This window comes from Thermostichus sp. OS-CIW-31 (assembly GCF_054060305.1).
On sequence record NZ_JBSSDA010000013.1, the window covers coordinates 61,930 to 79,369 of the forward strand.

16 protein-coding genes and 1 pseudogene are annotated in these 17,440 nt (G+C 56.5%); 12 read left to right on the forward strand and 5 right to left on the reverse strand.

Features of this window, described 5'->3' with window-relative positions; genetic code table 11:
- Positions 1 to 96 precede the first annotated feature (96 nt).
- The 8 genes and pseudogenes from ACVWY9_RS09125 to ACVWY9_RS09160 all read left to right on the forward strand — a co-directional run bounded on the left by ACVWY9_RS09125 (position 97) and on the right by ACVWY9_RS09160 (position 7,018).
- Positions 97 to 678: a Uma2 family endonuclease gene (locus tag ACVWY9_RS09125; RefSeq protein WP_011431692.1), complete on the forward strand. Its 582-nt coding sequence runs from the start codon at positions 97 to 99 to the stop codon at positions 676 to 678.
- Positions 679 to 794: 116 nt separating this feature from the next.
- Positions 795 to 1,412, forward strand: a pseudogene (locus ACVWY9_RS09130) (IS607 family transposase).
- Positions 1,300 to 2,499 carry an RNA-guided endonuclease InsQ/TnpB family protein gene (locus tag ACVWY9_RS09135; RefSeq protein WP_457388157.1) on the forward strand — a complete coding sequence of 400 codons (1,200 nt, stop codon included), beginning with the start codon at positions 1,300 to 1,302 and terminating at the stop codon, positions 2,497 to 2,499. The pseudogene ACVWY9_RS09130 and the gene ACVWY9_RS09135 overlap by 113 nt, the downstream one beginning before the upstream one ends.
- A complete protein-coding gene (locus ACVWY9_RS09140) occupies positions 2,500 to 2,721 on the forward strand; it encodes a hypothetical protein (RefSeq protein WP_457388141.1) in 222 nt (73 codons plus the stop codon). It abuts the gene before it with no gap.
- Between the two features lie 53 nt (positions 2,722 to 2,774).
- Positions 2,775 to 3,314: a hypothetical protein gene (locus ACVWY9_RS09145; protein ID WP_414331790.1), complete on the forward strand. Its 540-nt coding sequence runs from the start codon at positions 2,775 to 2,777 to the stop codon at positions 3,312 to 3,314.
- Positions 3,315 to 3,855: 541 nt separating this feature from the next.
- Positions 3,856 to 4,710 carry a PD-(D/E)XK nuclease family protein gene (locus tag ACVWY9_RS09150; protein WP_457388142.1) on the forward strand — a complete coding sequence of 285 codons (855 nt, stop codon included), beginning with the start codon at positions 3,856 to 3,858 and terminating at the stop codon, positions 4,708 to 4,710.
- 224 nt (positions 4,711 to 4,934) lie between these two features.
- A complete protein-coding gene (locus ACVWY9_RS09155; RefSeq protein WP_457388158.1) occupies positions 4,935 to 6,074 on the forward strand; it encodes an ABC transporter ATP-binding protein in 1,140 nt (379 codons plus the stop codon).
- Positions 6,068 to 7,018, forward strand: a complete 951-nt coding sequence (locus ACVWY9_RS09160) for an ABC transporter permease (protein ID WP_414342559.1) — start codon at positions 6,068 to 6,070, stop codon at positions 7,016 to 7,018. Before ACVWY9_RS09155 ends, ACVWY9_RS09160 begins: the two co-directional genes overlap by 7 nt.
- Here the strand turns inward: ACVWY9_RS09160 and ACVWY9_RS09165 are convergent.
- Positions 7,001 to 8,020, reverse strand: coding sequence for an aromatic ring-hydroxylating dioxygenase subunit alpha (locus tag ACVWY9_RS09165; protein WP_457388143.1), 1,020 nt, complete (start codon positions 8,018 to 8,020; stop codon positions 7,001 to 7,003). The two genes, ACVWY9_RS09160 and ACVWY9_RS09165, sit on opposite strands and share 18 nt — an antisense overlap.
- A gap of 203 nt (positions 8,021 to 8,223) precedes the next feature.
- Between ACVWY9_RS09165 and crtH the strand changes: the two genes are divergently transcribed.
- The 3 genes from crtH (at position 8,224) to ACVWY9_RS09180 (ending at position 13,689) form a co-directional block, all read left to right on the forward strand.
- Positions 8,224 to 9,780 (forward strand): carotenoid isomerase, encoded by a 1,557-nt coding sequence (gene crtH / locus ACVWY9_RS09170; protein WP_457388144.1) that lies wholly within the window; start codon positions 8,224 to 8,226, stop codon positions 9,778 to 9,780.
- 290 nt (positions 9,781 to 10,070) lie between these two features.
- Positions 10,071 to 10,991 carry a hypothetical protein gene (locus ACVWY9_RS09175; protein WP_457388145.1) on the forward strand — a complete coding sequence of 307 codons (921 nt, stop codon included), beginning with the start codon at positions 10,071 to 10,073 and terminating at the stop codon, positions 10,989 to 10,991.
- Positions 10,992 to 10,995: 4 nt separating this feature from the next.
- Positions 10,996 to 13,689 carry a TylF/MycF/NovP-related O-methyltransferase gene (locus ACVWY9_RS09180; RefSeq protein WP_457388146.1) on the forward strand — a complete coding sequence of 898 codons (2,694 nt, stop codon included), beginning with the start codon at positions 10,996 to 10,998 and terminating at the stop codon, positions 13,687 to 13,689.
- A 33-nt stretch (positions 13,690 to 13,722) separates the two neighbouring features.
- On the opposite strand, the gene ACVWY9_RS09185 is transcribed toward ACVWY9_RS09180, so the two are convergent.
- Positions 13,723 to 14,448: a Uma2 family endonuclease gene (locus ACVWY9_RS09185; RefSeq protein WP_457388147.1), complete on the reverse strand. Its 726-nt coding sequence runs from the start codon at positions 14,446 to 14,448 to the stop codon at positions 13,723 to 13,725.
- A 23-nt stretch (positions 14,449 to 14,471) separates the two neighbouring features.
- Complete coding sequence (locus tag ACVWY9_RS09190) at positions 14,472 to 15,200, reverse strand: Uma2 family endonuclease (protein WP_457384496.1); 729 nt, start codon at positions 15,198 to 15,200, stop codon at positions 14,472 to 14,474.
- A gap of 150 nt (positions 15,201 to 15,350) precedes the next feature.
- On the opposite strand from ACVWY9_RS09190, the gene ACVWY9_RS09195 reads away from it, so the two are divergent.
- The gene (locus ACVWY9_RS09195) at positions 15,351 to 15,776 is read left to right on the forward strand and encodes a DUF1499 domain-containing protein (protein WP_457384495.1); all 426 of its coding nucleotides are present in this window, start codon (positions 15,351 to 15,353) and stop codon (positions 15,774 to 15,776) included.
- A gap of 53 nt (positions 15,777 to 15,829) precedes the next feature.
- On the opposite strand, the gene lpxD is transcribed toward ACVWY9_RS09195, so the two are convergent.
- Both lpxD and ACVWY9_RS09205 read right to left on the reverse strand, forming a co-directional pair.
- A complete protein-coding gene (gene lpxD, locus ACVWY9_RS09200; protein WP_457388159.1) occupies positions 15,830 to 16,861 on the reverse strand; it encodes a UDP-3-O-(3-hydroxymyristoyl)glucosamine N-acyltransferase in 1,032 nt (343 codons plus the stop codon).
- A 15-nt stretch (positions 16,862 to 16,876) separates the two neighbouring features.
- Positions 16,877 to 17,395, reverse strand: coding sequence for a DUF4330 domain-containing protein (locus ACVWY9_RS09205; RefSeq protein ID WP_414342569.1), 519 nt, complete (start codon positions 17,393 to 17,395; stop codon positions 16,877 to 16,879).
- Positions 17,396 to 17,440 lie beyond the last annotated feature (45 nt).

A 17,440-nucleotide genomic window follows, 5' to 3' on the forward strand; every position in this document is an offset into this window, starting at 1 on the left:
CCTGCTGAATAGGGATCCCTCGGCTGGTCCAGGGATCCCTTTTTTGTGAGTTGGTAGAGTGGTGATATGAAGTTTAGGGTCTGATGAGTTTGGTCGATGACTCTAGCCGCCCGATTGGATCCCTATATCAGGCGATATACCTTTGAGGAGTTTCATCGACTGATTGAGTCTGGACAGATTGAAGAGCCCAATCAGTTGGAGCTGATTGACGGGCTCCTAGTTCAAAAGATGACGAAAGGGGAGAGGCACGCCGCCTACTGTAGCCGCCTGTACCGACTGTTGGTGGGCCTTGTGCAGGAGCAAGCTATTGTGCGCACCCAGGATCCGGTGCAACTGCCCCCCAATCACGAGCCAGAGCCCGACTTTGCCATTGTGCGCTTTCAGCAGGATGAGTACCGCTCTCGGCATCCTCAGCCCGAAGACATCTATCTCATCATCGAAGTGGCTGATTCTTCCCTTACCTATGATCGGGAAGTCAAACTCGGACTCTACGCCAAAGCCGGGATCCCCAACTACTGGATCTTGAACTTGCAAGAGAACTGCCTAGAGACGTACAGCTTGCCAACAGGGTCGGGAGTTTACCAGAAAAGAGAGGCTTACACCCCCGAGGAGAAAGTTGGGATCCCAGGGATCCGGGCTGGAGAGTTGAGTCTGGATCAGGTTTTTTCCATCGGTTAAGGCAGGGATCCCTTGCCGGCAGATCGAATCTTGGCTGGCAGGAGCATGACTCTAGTCAATGATACGCTGGACTATACTGAAAATAATGTATAGCATGTTCAGTATAGCTGCTTGGTATGGCTAGGTATGTAAAACCGAGAGAAGCGGCGGATTATTTTGGGGTGTGTCTCCACACTTTGAGGCGATGGGAACAGAAAGGCTGGATCAATGCAATACGTACACCATCTGGTAGGGCGAGAAGGTATGACCTCGACAGCTACATTGGCCTCCGGCCCGCTGACGCGAACAGAGCGCCCAAAAAGGACAAACGAGTCGTTGTGTACGCCCGAGTCAGCAGTCGAGGGCAGAAACCAGACTTGGAGAGACAGATTGCAAGACTGGTTAACCTCTATCCTGGAGCCGAAGTGGTCGGAGAGATTGGCGGCGGTCTCAACTTCAAAAGACCAAAGTTCCTTGCCTTATTGGAACGAGTTCGTGCGGGAGATGTCGGAACAATTGTGGTCGCTCACCGGGATCGACTCTGCCGGTTTGGATTTGAGTTCGTTGAGTGGTAGTGCCGTCAATACGGATGCGAAATCTTGGTTCTCGATGACGATCACCTTTCTCCCCAACAGGAACTGGTTGAGGATATCCTCACCATCCTGCACTGCTTCAGCAGTCGGCTCTACGGACTCAGAAAATACCGGGCTGCAATCGAGAAAGATACGGATTTATCCGGAGCCAGCGCTGGCTAAAGTTTGGAAGCGGTGGCAAGCGGCGTGCCGGTACTGCTACAACCAAGCGATTGCCTATCAGCGCCGGCATGGTGTTCCAAAAACGGCCAGAAAGCTGCGGGACATCATCCTGCACTCCGACCTGCCCCAGTGGGTGAAGGACGCCCCCTGCCACATCAAGCAGAACGCGGTCGTCGAGGCGTGGTTGGCGTTTCGCCGAAGCAAAGACGCGAGGTTTCGCAGTGTGCGGGACGGGTCGCATACGCTGCAATTCAACGCCGGCAACTTTCGCAATGGGACGTGGTATCCGAAACTCACCCGAGGCTTGGCGTTCCGTGCATCCGAGGAGATGCCCAGAGAATGGGCACGTGGGACTGAACTAATGCGGGTGAAAGACAGATGGTATGCCATCTTTCCTGAGCCCGTGAACGAGCAGTGTTCGTTAGCAAAGGGGGTTGTTGCGCTTGACCCTGGAGTAAGAAGCTTCTTCACAGGGTTTAATGGAGCGGGTTTTGTAGATATTGCCAAAGGAGACTTCGGTAGAATCGCTCGGCTGTGCTACCACCTAGACGATCTGCAGTCTAGGCTGAGCAAAGCACCGAGACTCAGGCGCAGGCGAATGCGGCAAGCGGCGTTTCGTCTGCGGGAGAGAATCAGGAACTTGGTGGACGAGTGCCATCGCAAGGTAGCGGCGTTCTTAACGGATAACTACCGATTGATATTCCTCCCCACTTTCGAGTCAGCCAAGATGGTTGCCAAGGCGGGGAGGAAGTTTGGTAGCAAGACGGCGAGGGCGATGCTCACCTGGGCGCACTATCGGTTCAAGCAGTTCCTGAAGTTTCAAGCCCAAAAGAAAAACGTGGTCGTCGTGGAAGTATCGGAAGCGTACACCAGCAAAACCTGTACCAAGTGCGGGCACATCCACACTAAGTTGGGTGGCGCAAAGGTGTTTAGATGCCCAAAGTGCAACCATAGGCTACCACGAGATTGGCAAGGCGCTCTGGGCGTCATGCTCAGGGCTTTGCGGGATACCGCCGTTCTGTTTGGAAACGGACAGAATGCTATCGCTTCACCGCTGAGCAGTAATGCTCAGCAGTGTTCAGCGTAAATGTATCAGGCTATAGAAGCCGAGGGATCCCCTGACCTGCTCTCCGGTGAGACCTACGGCTCGCCAACAGGAGCAGAGCCGTCCGCGTCAGCGGGGCGGAGTCCTCATCCCGTAGACTTTCCCAATGCAGTAAGGAATCCGTCCTACCGGCGTGAGCAGTCTTCTCAGCTTGCCGTTCGCCTCAGCGGGACGGAGTCCTTGGAGGAGGAGGTGCCTTTTTAAGCGCTATCTAGCGCTATCTTAAGTTTGATAAAGCCAGCCTCATCTTGCCGACGATGACCTTCCCCATCTCTCCCTTAATTCGCTGCGCTGTGCAGGCTCTGTACTGGGGACTGGTTCTGCCCCTACCCATCCTGCTGGCTCGGCAACAGGCAACACCTCTTGAGCTGGGATCCCTTTGGATTGCTCTGCTGCTGGGATGGGGGGTAGTCCTGGGATCCCTGAGCCAGCAGATTCAGTTGGACGAAGAGGGCATGCAGGCCACCTACCCCAGTTGGGTGCCGCCTTTTGTGCGGCAGGAGTGGCAGATCCGGTGGGCCGATATCGAGCGCATTGAGCCCCGCTCCACCAGCCAGGGTGGTATGGTGTATTACTTGGTCAGCCGAGGGGGGGATCGCGTACTTTTGCCGATGCGGGTGACCAGGTTCAAGCAGCTGTTGGCTGAGATTCGACGGCACGCTCAACTGGAGATTGGCGGGCTGCGCCCCTACGTTCAGCCTTGGATGTACGGGCTCCTAGGATGTTTTGCTCTGCTTCTGTTGCTCTGGGATGGGATGGTCGCCATCTGGGTCTGGGCAAGTCCGGTGGGAACCTAGCGCAACCACAGACGGTTCCGGGTCTAGCCATCCCGACAGGGATCCCAGCTCCAGCGGGCGGTTGCAGTCCAGATCCCGCCCACGCCCTTCTGCGCAAGCGTTGCGGAGCAGCAGGATGGAAATTTGGAGAAGGTTGGAAATGAGCTGATACATTTACGCTGAACACTGCTGAACATCACTGTTCAACTATGCAGCGATAGCATTCTGTTTGTTTCCATTCGCGTCAGCGGGACGGAGTCCGAACAGAATGGCGGTATCCCGCAAAGCTTTGAGTAGAATACCCAAAGCGCAGTTTCCGTGTCGTCTTACTACCAATTTTCTGCTTTGCTTTGGCTACCATGTTGGCAGACTCGAAAGTAAACAGAAAGATCAACTGGTAGTAATCCGTACTGAACATATTATACATTATTTTCAGTATAGTTGAGCTTATTATTGACTAGAGTCATGCTCCTCCGCTGGGCGACCCCTGGTGGCGGTGGGGGTATCCTGAGAGCAGTGGAACTTAGCCCCCTCTTGCCAGCTCTTCCCCTTCGCGACAGCGGTGCGGAGCACTTTGTCTGGGATCCCTGCTGCCCCTTCTCTGGAGAGGTTGAGTCTTGAGCAGGTCAACCTCTCCGCCTCTTCACTGGCCCTGCTGGACCATTGCCCCCGCCTGTTTCGCTATGTGTACCTGGAGCGGTTGATCTGGCCCGCTGCCAGTGTTTTTGAGCACGAGCTGGAGCAGAGGCGCGGACGGCAGTTTCACCGTTTGGTGGAGTGGCACAGCCGCGGGCGGCAGGTGGAGCCGCGTTTGTCTGCCCTGGATGAAGTGGTGCAGCAGGGGTGGCAGGTGTTTTTGGCCAGTCCCCATGCCCATCCCCAGGGACGGGTGTTGGCGGAGTTGCCCCTGTGGCAACGGATTGAGGGCTTTAAGTTGATAGCCCGTTTGGATCGGCTGGTGATTATCCCCGGATCCCTGCACATCCTGGACTGGAAAACTGAGCGTCAACGTCCTCGCGATGAACAGTTGGCCCAAGACTGGCAGGTGCGCCTTTACCCTCTGCTGCTCTGCGAGGTGGCCCAGCAGCTGCCCCTGGAAGGCCCTTTTGAGCCGGAGCAGGTGCAACTGACCTTTTGGTATGTGCAACATCCGCAGCAGCCCTTCCACCGGTATTACAGCGCCGCCGCCTATGAGCAAGACCTGGCCCACCTAAGAGCCACTCTGAACCACCTGCGGCAACTGGAGGCGCAAGACTTTCCCATGACCCCCCACACTGAGCGCTGCAACAGTTGTCTGTTTCGCTCCCGCTGCCATGGGCTGCTACCGGAAGGGATCCCTTCCCAAGACCTCACGGATTGGGTCTGGCCGATGCAGGAGCCCGCGACACCTGCGGATCCCATCCCTGATACCTATTGAGGGCCGGGGCAGGAGCTGTTTTGGCAGCAACCCATGCATACCCTATTATGGGGCCGTTCGCGATAGCGAGACGGAGTCCTTTGTTCCCAACGTTTCCCATCTGGAAAGGCTACGGCCAGGGATCCCCGTTTGCAGGGCTGAGCCTGGAACTGGTGCCCCTGGTGTGGAGGATAACTGCAATTTTCTCGGAGACTTGCATACTGGGTTAGATGGTTTTATCAGCGCTGTCAACTGTGATCGCGAGTGTCATCTCCAGTATTTCTACCCTCCGGGATCCCGACTGGGATGTAGAAGTGGCGGGCCTCTACAAGCGTTTTGGCGATTTTGTGGCCCTCAATGGCATTGAGCTGAACATCCGGCGGGGGGAGTTTTTCGGCCTGCTGGGCCCTTCCGGCTGCGGCAAGACCACCCTGCTGCGTATCCTGGCCGGCCTGGAGATGGCCGATGCTGGGGAAGTGGTGATTCGAGGTCGCCCGGTGAGCCACCTGCCCGCCCACAAGCGCAACGTCAACACGGTGTTTCAGAGCTATGCCCTTTTCCCTTTTATGACGGTGGAGGACAACATCGCCTTCGGCCTGCGCATGCGGGGTGTGCGGGGAGAAGCTCTGCGCAAGCGGGTAGCGGCTGCTATGGAATTGGTGGAGATTGCAGCTCTGGCCAAGCGGAAGCCCCATGAGCTGTCGGGGGGACAGCAGCAGCGGGTGGCCTTGGCTCGGGCTTTGGTGAACGAGCCGGAAGTGCTCTTGTTGGATGAGCCGCTGTCGGCGTTGGATGCCAAGTTGCGCAAGCAGCTTCAGGTGCAGTTGTGCGAGTTGCAGCGCCGCCTGGGCATGACCTTTATTTTCGTTACCCACGACCAAGAAGAGGCTTTGGTGACCAGCGACCGGGTGGCGGTGATGCGGGCGGGGCGCATTGAGCAAGTGGGCCTTATCGATGAGGTGTACGAGCGCCCGGCGACGGCCTTCGTAGCCGACTTTTTAGGGGCCAGCAACCTGATCGAGGGGATCGCCTGTGGGACGGACTGTGTGGATACGCCCTTGGGAAAGCTGAAGGTCTTGGGGATCCCGGCCAGCTCGGAACCGGTGCAACTGGCCATTCGCCCGGAAAAGATCCAGCTCTCTCGCAGCGGCTGGGATCTGCTGCCCAACCAGGTGCCGGTGCGGGTGGAAAACCTCATCTACACTGGGGCTGAGAACCAATACCTGTTGCGGACAAACCAAGGTCAGCAGCTCAAGGCCACGGCCCTCAACACCGATATTGAGGATGCAGGGTTTGAGATCGGCGCAGCGCTGGTGGCCCACCTACCCCCGAAAAGCCTAATCCGTTTGCGACGGGATCCCCGTCAGGAGGAGACTGGATGTTGAAGCTGCCATCTCCTGTGGGCAAGTGGATCCCTGGCCAAGCCCAGGTGCGATTTGGGGAGCTGCTCACCCCTTGGCAGGAGTTGGGGCGCAGCCTAATTTTTGCTGGGCCAGGGGTGCTGTGGGTGATGTTTTTTCTGGTGCTGCCGGGGCTGTTGCTGTTGGTGTGCAGCTTTCTCAGCCGCGGGGAGTTTGGCCAGATTCAACTGCCCCTGACCCTGGAGAACTATCTGCGCATTCTCGGCTTTGGCCCCTTGGGATGGACGCCCATCTACTGGCAGATCTTGGGCCGCAGCCTGCTGGTGGCGGGGGTGACCACCTTTTTTTGCGTGCTGCTGGCCTACCCATTGGCTTTCTTCATTGCCGCCCACCCACCCCGACAACGGGATCTGTTGCTCACCTTGGTGGTGGTGCCCTTTTGGACGAACCTGGTGATCCGCACCTACGCCTGGATGGTGGTGCTGGCCCCGGAAGGGTGGCCGGCTCGCTTGGCGGCCTGGCTGGGCTGGATCCCACCGCAAACGGCTCTGTATCCCAGTTGGCTGGCGGTTTATCTGGGCATGGTCTACACGTTTTTGCCCTACATGGTCTTGCCCCTGTACACGGCGGTGGAGCGCATCGATTGGCGGCTGGCGGAAGCGGCACGGGATCTCTATGCCAAGGGTTGGCAGGTCTTTTGGTGGGTGCTTCTGCCCCAGACCTTGCCTGGACTGGCGGCGGGCCTCATTCTGGTGGGGATCCCGGCTTTCGGCATGTTCGTAGTGCCGGATCTGTTGGGGGGCAGCAAAACGCTGTTGATCGGGAATGTGATTCAGTTGCAGTTTGGCTCCAGCCTGGACTATCCTTTCGGGGCGGCCCTCAGCTTTTTGGTCACCGGCCTCACCCTGGGGTTGATCTACGCCTACAGCCGCTACGCCGGCACCCGCAGCCTAGAAAATCTGGTTTGAGGAGCTGCTGTGGGCTTTAAGCAGAGCCGCCAATTGCTTGCGCATCAGGATCCCGGGCTTATCGGTGAGCATGTGCTGCTCGGCGCTGAGGGTGAGAGGAACGTCGGGATCCGTGGTCTCCAAAATGGCTTTATCTTCCAGAGTTACAGCCCGGTCAAAGCGGATAACCTCGGCGGCTGGGGTATCGGCTTCGGTGTCGTTGCGCAAACAAAACTGCACCACTTGGGAGGCTCGGTCGTTGATGGGGGTGGGGATGTTGACGATGACATGGCTGCGGCCATTGGGGTAGCGGATGTGAAGGTGGTTGGTGAAGGGCAAATGCCAGGTTGAAGTGGTGGTGCGCTCGGTTTTGGCGGCAGCAATGCCCAGGTTGCGCTGTTGCAGCTCTGGGTTGGCTACACCGAGCACTGTGCGGGTGCGGATCCCGTAGTCCAGCTCCTCGACCTCGAAGTGGCTGGGTACCAAGTCTTCCATACTGCCAAAGGTGTTCTGGTGTACAAAGCTGATGTGGGCGGCATCGAACTCGTTCTCGCAGATGCGCAAGCTGGCACATTCCCAGCGTTCGTAGAACTCGTGGATGAGCCGGTAACTGGGATCCTCGGCTTCTGGGATGACCGGGATCCCCCGTAGAGGCTGGGGATGCAAGCACACCCAAGCATAGCCATAGCGGGCCTGGCAGAGATAGGCGGGAATGCGGTAGCTCTCTGGGATGCGGGCCTGATCCGGCAGTTGCGGCACCTTGACACAGGCTCCCGTGCCATCAAACTCCCAGCCATGGTAGGGGCAGCGAAGGTGGCCGTTGCTAACGATCCCCTTGGACAATTGAGCCGATCGATGACAGCAGCGGTCTGCGGCTGCCTGGGGCTGTCCGGCCTCGTCCAGCCAAAGGACGATCTTTTCCCCCAGCAGCTCGAAAGGTTGCGGGGATCCCTGCTCCAATCGGCTGAGGGGCATCACCGGGTACCAAAAGCGCCGAAAGACAGGATGCTGGGTCACCAACATGGCAAAACCATCTGTGTCGTGTGGCCGGATTCTGTATAGCAAATTCGTGAATTCGGTTCCGTAGCCCGCGCCACAATCTCTATTTGGGGATCTTGCAGATCTGGGCAAACTCATTCCCAGGGGAGCTCAACTCATGGGGAAACCCTAGAACCTCTGGTACGGTAAAGATACTGATCTTGCGTTTGAGTTTCCAGAGGGATCCCTTGACCTCTACTTTGCCTTCTCAGACCTTCTTGCAGGCTCTGCACACCCCTTCCCCTGCTTGGGATGCCATCGTCATCGGTGCGGGGATCGGGGGATTGGTCGCGGCCAGCCAGTTGGCTGCCAAAGGATACCGTGTGCTGGTGCTGGAGAAATACCTCATTCCAGGGGGCAGTGCCGGCTACTTTGAGCGTCCGGATCCCTTAGGCAAGGGGAGCTACCGCTTCGACGTGGGCGCTTCCATGATCTTTGGGTTGGGCACCCAGGGTACCACCAACTTGCTGACCCGCGCCTTGGCAGCCGTGGGCCAATCCCTGGAGTCCATCCCCGATCCGGTGCAGATTGCCTACCACCTGCCCAAGGGGCTGAATCCCCGAGTACACCGGGATTACGAGCAGTTTTTGCAGGAGCTATCCGGCTACTTTCCCCGGGAAGCCGCCGGCATTCGCCGGTTCTACGATAGCCTGTGGCCCATCTTCAACAGCCTCAACGCCATGGAGCTGCTCTCGTTGGAGGAGTGGGGCTATCTATTTCGTTCTTTTGTGAGCAATCCCCTCGGCTGCCTGACCTTGGCGCGCTATTTGCCGGTGAATGTGGGCCAGGTAGCGCGGCGCTGTCTGCGGGATCCGGATTTGCTGCGCTTTGTGGACATGGAGTGCTACTGCTGGTCGGTGGTGCCGGCGGATCGCACGCCCCTGATCAACGCCGGGATGGTGTTTTGTGACCGACACTACGGCGGTGTCAACTATCCCAAAGGGGGGGTGGGGCAGATCGCCCAAAAGCTGGCCCAGGGGCTAGAGGCCCATGGCGGGCAGATCCGCTACAAAGCACCCGTGCGGCGGATCCTGGAAGAAAGAGGTCGGGCGGTGGGTGTAGAGCTGGCCAGCGGGGAAAAGCTCTTTGCCCGCACGATCATTTCCAATGCCACCCGCTGGGACACCTTTGAGCGCCTATGGCCGGGATCCCTGCCCAGGGCGGAGCGGCAGTGGCAAAAACGCTACCAGCAATCCCCTAGCTTTTTAAGCTTGCACCTGGGGGTGCGGGCCGAGGCCCTGGCCGGCGAATGCCATTGTCACCACATTCTCCTGGAAGACTGGGATCAGATGGAGGCTGAGCAGGGCACCCTTTTCGTCTCCGTCCCCACCCTGTTGGATCCCGACCTGGCTCCCCCGGGCCGCCACATTGTTCATGCCTTTACCCCCAGTTGGATGTCCACCTGGCAAGGGTTGAACCCAAGCCAGTACCAGATCCAAAAACAGCAAGCCGCCGACCGCCTCATCCGCCGCCTGGAGGCCCTTTGGCCCCAACTGGGATCCCACATTGAACTGAAGGAGATAGGCACCCCCCGCACCCACCGCCGCTTCTTGAGCCGCAGCAACGGCACCTATGGGCCTATCCCCAGCCGGGATCCCTGGGGCTTGCTGGGCATGCCCTTCAATCGCACCGCCATCCCCAACTTGTACTGCGTGGGGGATAGCACCTTCCCCGGCCAAGGGCTCAATGCCGTTGCCTTCTCCGGCTTTGCCTGCGCCCACCGGGTGGCAGCGGATTTGAGTTAGGTTGCCCTTATCCTTGCTACTCCCTTCTCCCTCTGGGAGAGGGGCAGGGGATGAGGGTTGAGCGGCGCAGAGGGTTTGGGAGGCAGTTGATGGTCAATTCAAACAACAATGAGACGCTAGCCAGTAAGATAGCGTCCGTTCCCGAAAGCAGGCTGTAGGCCTTTGAATCAGGACATTGTCCAGAATCAACACAGATGTCCTCTTCAAACTCGGTATTCAGTATCTCTCCAGCCACCCCTCAAATCCTTATTGGCTATAGTTGCGGCTGTCCGGAAGTGATAGCAGCAGACTTGCTGGACTTGCCGCGGCTGGAGCTGTATGTGGAAGAGGGGTTTGGGGATCCCTGTGCCCTGCTGCAGCAGAAGGGAGTGCCCGAGCGAATTCACAAGGTGAGAGGGGAGCCAGCCAGTTGGCCTAGTTTTGATGCTGTGGTGTGCACAGCTGAGGACTTGCAGCGGCTGGGGCGGCCTGTGAGGGCTAACTTTGCTTTTGTCTTGGCAGAGGACCACCAACTTCTTTTGGCCAATGCCAGTAAGTTAATGGAAGCAGTGTTGACTGGCTTTGACTTTGGCAAACTCAGGTTTTCGGTAAAGCTCTACCCAAACACCGTTTTTTACGAGAGGACGTATCTTAACTTTCCTGTGTTTCTGTCTAGTCAGGTGCAGACGGTTATCGACATCGGAGCTGGGGTAGGCCTTGGTAGCGTTTGTTTTCGGGGTTTCTGCCCTGAGGCGGCCATTTATTGTTTTGAGGTGGATCCCCTAGCTCTACACCTGCTGCGGCAGAATATTCTCAGCTTGGGCAACTGCTTTGTGCATTCGGTGGGGCTGGCGGGGCAGAATAGCTGCAGAACTTGTCGGCTCTGGCCGGAGGATCCTCAGGCCGAGTGGGGAGTGGAGCAGGTGCTCCCTTTCCGGGAAGCCAGGGCAGCCCTCAAGGAGTTGGGTTTGGAGCCCATCGATGTGCTCAGGGTGGCTACAGGTGGAGATGAGGTGGAGGTGTTGACCAGCTTGCAAGAGCAACTCGAAGATATCAAGGTCATCTATGTGGAGTTTTGCTCAGAACAAGACCGCAAACAGATTGATCAGATGTTGGACCCTACCCATCTCCTCTGGCAGGGAGAAGTTGTAGCAGGCCAAAGAGGAGTCCTTTGCTATCTAAGCAGGGCTTGCTTTGTCGACAACAATTCAAGCCTTGGAGGAGAGACTTAAGGTTATGAACTCAACCATTATCGTTACGGCTGCTGACAGCAAGTTTTTTGAATTGGTTCAGGGGACTATTCTCTCCATCCGAGAGAAACCTCAGGGGCACTCTGTAGATATTGGATTCTTGGATGTAGGCTGTACACCGGAGCAGTTGCAATGGATAGGTCAGTACGTTGACCACATCGTTGAGCCAGGTTGGAACTATACCCTTCCAGAGGCCGATAGACAGCCCAAGTACCTCAAGGCGCTAGTTTCCAGACCCTTCTTGCCTAGGTACTTCCCGAGCTATGAGACTTACATTTGGATTGATGCAGATGCTTGGGTGCAAGATTGGTCTGCAATTTATCTTCTTGCTTTGGGAGCAAAAAGAAAGGGCTTTGCAATAGTCCCGGAGTTATTTGCTAAACACAGCACCAGATCCGTGCAACACGCTTGGATAGCTTTGCAATATAGTCGCTACTTTCACTACACGGATTTTGCTGGTTTAGAGATAGAGCCTTTGCTGAATGCCGGTGTGTTTTCTGGGACTGGGCGATCTCCTCACTGGTCAGCGTGGAGCAGAAGACTGAGTCAAGCCATTTATAACTGCCTTGACTTCCTCACAGATCAATTTGCTTTAAACGTAGCTATTTACAAGGACTTAGGTCTGGATAGAGTTGAACTTTTGCCATTAAATTGCAACTGGCTAGCCCATTATGAGATGCCCCAATGGGATTTGCAAAGGAAGATTTGGGTGGATCCTTTTCCACCTCACAATCCAGTAGGAATCATACATCTTACAGCCGAAGTTAAGGTGAGACCAACTCATATTGCGCTTACAACTGAAGGTTTTAAGATTGAAGCTAGCTTGCGGTATGCAGGCATCATCTCCACTCCGGTCAAGAGATACGACTACGTATCGCCTAACCAGATTAGAATACATCTTGACCATAGCTTTCCTTCAATGATTGCGGCCGAGCCAAGCTCTCACCCCTGGCCTTATCTACGGAAAGAAGTTCCTCACCTTTGGACTGCGGATTTGCGTCAACCTACTATCGGCTTTGTTAGTCGAGACGAGGCTCATATTCTGTACAATACTGCCCTTAAGCTACAAGGAAAAAACGCCCTAGAGATCGGCTGTTGGCTAGGTTGGTCAACTGCGCACCTGGCGGCAGGAGGAGTTATTCTCGATGTGGTAGATCCTGCTCTGGCCGATCCCCAGATTTATGGAAGTGCGGATCAATCTCTTCGCTCGGCTGGAGTTCGCTCTAATGTCAATCTCTACCCTGGCTATAGCCCAGGGAAGGTGGAGGAGATTGCCCAGCAAGAGGATTGTCGCTGGTCTCTGATTTTCATCGATGGGAATCATGACTCACCAGCCCCCTTGCAGGATGCTCAAGTGGCAGAGCGCTATGCTGCTGAGGATGCCTTGATTCTGTTTCATGATCTAGCCTCGCCGGATGTGGCTGAAGGTTTGAATTACTTGAGAGACAGGGGCTGGAACACGATGATTTACCAGACCATGCAAATTATGGGAGTGGCCTGGCGAGGCAATGTCAAGCCCGTTGAGCATATTCCAGACCCTGCTGTGAATTGGACATTGCCAGAGCACCTCAAGGACTATCCGGTCTGTAACCTTGAGTTGTCTAGGGTGCTAGAGAAAGTTAAATCTTTTACCTCGCTGGGCTTTGAGCGTCTTTGGAGCCTTTATTCACTGGCTAAGCAGGTTTGTGAAGAAGACATTCCTGGGAACTTTGTAGAATGTGGTGTTTGCAGGGGTGGAAGCTCAGCTTTGCTGGCCTGGGTGATTAAGAACTACAGCCGTCGACCTCGCAGGCTATATGCTTTCGATACCTTCTCAGGTATGCCTGATCCAACAGAGGTGGATCGAGATTATCGAGGAGTTGCTGCCAACGATACGGGTTTTGGATCCGGTGCTTTAGCGGCACCCATTTCGGAGAACTTAGAGGTGATTGCCAGGGAACTAGGGGTCTGGGATCTAATTGTTCCTGTGCCGGGGCTGTTTGCCGACACCTTGCCTACCTATCGAGAGCAAGTGAGCGAGGTTGCTCTGCTGCATGCAGATGCTGACTGGTATCAGTCAACGATGGATATTTTTCATCATTTCTATGATCAGGTTCATTCTCAAGGATTCATCCAAATCGATGATTACGGACACTGGCAGGGATGTTGGAAAGCTGTTCATGACTTCGAGCAGGAAATCGGAGCCTTTTTCAGGTTGCATAGCGTCGATTACACAGGGGTTTGGCTGAGTCCTTCAGAAAACCTGGTAGTGATGAGAGATAGCCTAACAGAAACCTCCAAACCACAAGGGATCCGCCTGAGCAAGATCAACGTGGGCCTTTTCCCCTACTGGGAAATGGAGACAGAGCAGCTTATCCAAGAACTGGAGGGCTTGCTGGAGCCAATTCTGCGCAGTCCTCAGCCAGAAGACTATGCTCTGATCTTCCTAGGGGATCCGGATCCGCAACTGGCCAATCAAACTCTGGAGATAGCTGCAGGCAACATAGCTCTCAGGCTCATGGAAGAGGGGTTAGAGCTCAGTAGAGAGCCGTTCTGTTCAGTGGTAGCTGGCTTGAACCCCTATCAATGGGAGAGACTTATTCCCCAACTCAACTATCGCTATCTCTTGAAGCGGGAGCGCTTTCCCAAGGGATTACGGCCTGCTATTCAAAAGCTACCTGTGTTGCTGTTGGCCTCCTAGGGATCCATCTGTTGTCTTGAGTTACTTGGCTGTCTACAGGGCGTCTGGATCTACCCCTAGCTCTTGTAGCTTCCGGGCCAGGCGCCCTGCCCGTTGTTCGGCCTGCTCAGCCCTTTGCCGCTCCAGTTCGGCCTCGGTGGGTACCAGTTCCCCAGCAGCAGTGGCCCAGCGAATCCAGGTGGCCTCGATGTCCCGAAACCTGCCCTCCCACTTCACTAGGCACAATCCCAAAACCTCGCTCGGCAAGCAACCCTCTGCATCCTCTTTAATCGGCTCATAGCGGCCGCCCCTTAGCCGAAACCCCGCCCAGTCTTCTGGATCAAACGGGTCAAACCAAAAGTACTCCGGCACCCGGATAATCTGCTCATAAAGTTGCTTTTTGCTTGTTTTATCCTCCTGGGCAGTGCTGGGAGAAAGAAGCTCAATCACCACGTCCGGCCCTTTGCCCTGCTCCCAAATCACCCAGCTTTTGCGCTCGCCTTTAGGCACGCCCAACACCACAAAATAATCCGGCCCTTTGAAATTGCGGCCGCTGGTCTGCTCCAAGCTGTAGTAGAGAAACATATTGCCACCGACAAAGCCATCAGGGCGCTGCTGCAACCAGGTTTGGGTAGTGGAGATGAGCAAGTCCATCTGGCACCTGTGCCGCCAGCTTTCCATAGGTTCGCTGTCGTCGTAGGGGAGCTCGTCTTGGGTGGGGGGCAACTCGGGTAAATAAACCGGATCCAGCACCTCAGTAATTGGGTTCGGGTTAGTCATTGCCAGTTCTCCTCTCTTTACCCTTACAAGGTATCGGGATCCACCCCCAGCTCCCGCAGCTTCTGGGCCAGGCGCTCTGCTCGCTGTCGCTCTTGCTCAGCACGTTGGCGCTCGATTCTCTCAGCTTCTTCAGGAGTAGGCACCAGCTCCCCATTGGGGAAAAAGTAGCGCAGTTGTTGGTTATGGATCCCCAGATACAGCTCCAGCATCTCGCTCCAGCGCCAGCCCTGCTCCGTTGGCTCAATCTCCTCGTACTTCTCCCCCCTCAGTCGCAAACCCATAAACTCCTGCGTCTCCGGAGAATAGTAAAAGTACTCCGGTGTCCTGAAAATCCTTTCGTAAAGCTCCCGCTTCTCACCCCGATCCACTTTGGCAGTCGATTCCGAAAGCAGCTCGATGATCAAGTCCGGGTATTTGCCACCTTCTTCCCACACCACCCAAGAAGGGCGGGGGCGGTTTTCTACCCCTTTGACCAAAAACAGATCTGGCCCGCGGAAGTCTTTATTTTTGAGTTGCTCTCGGCTGTAGTAGACGGTGAGGTTCCAGGCGAGGAAGTAGTCGTTGCGGTCTTGCCAGAGGCGGGCGAGGCAGCTGACCAGAATCAAAAGCTGCAGGGCATGCAGGGAGTGTTCCATTTCGGGTTCATCGCTGAGCAGCCCCTGGGCCGAGGGCATGAGCTCCGCCAGTTGCTGGCGGGTGAGGGGAGTAATCTTTTCCTCGGCTTTCTCTTGGAGTTTTTCTTGGGCCAGCATTTTTGCACTCGGGGCAAGTGAATTAGCTGTAGGCTAACCCATCGATAGAACCGCCGGCAGGTGCTCTGCTTCAGGCTGACAGGGTGATAACAGGAGCGTTCTACTAACTGAAAGGCATAATAAGAGATGTAAACTTCTCCTTTTGTCCGCATGTCTTTCTGGAAACTTTTGGTGGTGATAGCGGTGCTGCTTTTCGGCTTGGCAAGCGGGATCCCCACCGCACAAGCGGCCACCCTGGGTGGATCCCCCTACAATCGCGCCCAACAGGAAGTTGTGATTGCAGCTAGCCCAGACCAGGTGTTAAAAGCGGCTGAGCAAGCCTTTCAAGTTTGGAAGCGGGGGGAACTGGTCTCTGTGGATGCTGAGGCGATGGAAGTGAAGGGGATCTCCCGCACCAACTTTTTTAAGTTCGTGGACGATCTAACGGTTTCGCTGTCGCCAATAGAAGGGGATCCTGGCCATACTCGTCTACACATTACTTCCGAAGGCCGTGTTGGGGAATATGATTTCGGCGGCAACCGGCGCAACATCAACGAGTACCTGAACACTTTGCGGTCGTTGCTGGAGCAGAGCTAGGGCCGACAGGACAAGGCGGGGGACTTATGGGGATCCGCATCTTTTGCCGTCTCTCATGATTCCCTGCTCTGTTCTAGCTTGGCCACACGGGCTTCCAGCTTGCGCAAGGTACGTTGGAGCTCAGGCAAGTGCCGCTGGACGGCCATGCTCTTGCGCCATTCGGAAATGGGTTGATGGGGGTAGCCTGCCACCGTTTGACCGGCGGGGATATCGCTGGTGACGCCTGTTTGGGCGGCCACACGCACGCCATCGCCGATGTGAAGATGCCCGGCCAAGCCACATTGCCCGGCCAAAATGACATGGTGGCCCAATTGGGTACTGCCGGCAATGCCCACCTGAGCGATGATCAGGCAGTGGGATCCGGTGCGCACGCCGTGGCCAATTTGCACCAGATTGTCGATCTTGGTGCCCCGGCCAATACGGGTCTCGCCAACGGCGGCCCGGTCGATGGTGGTGTTGCTGCCCACATCTACGTTATCCTCTAGCACCACCCGTCCCGCTTGGAGCATGCGCCGCCAGGAGCCATCTGCCAGAGGAATGTGGCCAAAGCCGTCGTCGCCGATAACAGCGCCGCTGTGGATGAGGCAATCATCCCCAATCTCCGTGCGCTCGTGAATAACGCAGTTGGCGAAAAGCTGACACCGGGATCCAATCCGCACGTGGGGATAGATGGTGACATTGGGGTGAATTTGGGTGTGGTCGCCAATTTTCACTCCCTCCATCACCACTGCGTGCGGCCCGATTGCCACCCCCTCCCCCAGCTCGACGCTGGGATCGATCACAGCGGTGGGGTGGATGCCAACGGGCAGGCGGTAGGGTTGGTAGAACAGCTCAATGGCCTGGGCAAAGAGCAGACGGGGATCCCTGCCCCGCAAGCAGGCAATGGAACAGGGCAAAGCCAGCCCTTCCTCCACGATGACGGCGCTGGCCTGGGTTTGCTCCAAGAGAGGTAGGTAGCGGGCCTCGCTGAGAAAGCTCAGCTCCCCTGGGCGAGCCTCCGCCAGGCTGGCCACGCTGTGAATTTCCAGGGTGGGATCCCCCTCGTAGGCACACCCCAATTTTTGGGCAATTTCCTGTAGCTGCATTGGGGTTGACATCCTCTACGATTGCGGCAGCCGCACGTCCATCACGGTGCCGCGCAAGTTGTAGCCAAAGGTCTCTAGCTCTAGGGGAACACCGATTTTGACGCGATTGTTGCCCAGGACGATGCCATTCTCCGTCCGCTGGCCGCGCCCTCGCAAGGTAAACACCAGATCGAGGCGATAGGCTTCGGGATCGGGCAAGTTCTGCACCCGCCCATCGGGGAAAACCACTGGCACCGTGCGGCTGACATTTTCCACTCGCACCACCTCCACCTGGCCGTAGGGCTGGTTGCGGATGATCAGGTCAGCCTTCTGCCCCGCCTGAAAAGGTTCCATAGAGCGGCTGCTGACCCCGCGCACAATCATGTCCACTTCCACCGGCAGCGTGGGGCCACCTCCCACCTGGACGACACTGCCCGCCTGCCGACCCGGAAAGAACAAGACGGCGACAATGGCCACCACCACAATTGCCAGAGCTCCCAGATCCAAGAGGCTGACCTTTCCCAAAAGCCGCCCCTGCTCGTCAATGAGCCGCATATCACCTCTCCTCGCACACCCTGTCTTGATTCTAGGCAGGTTTGT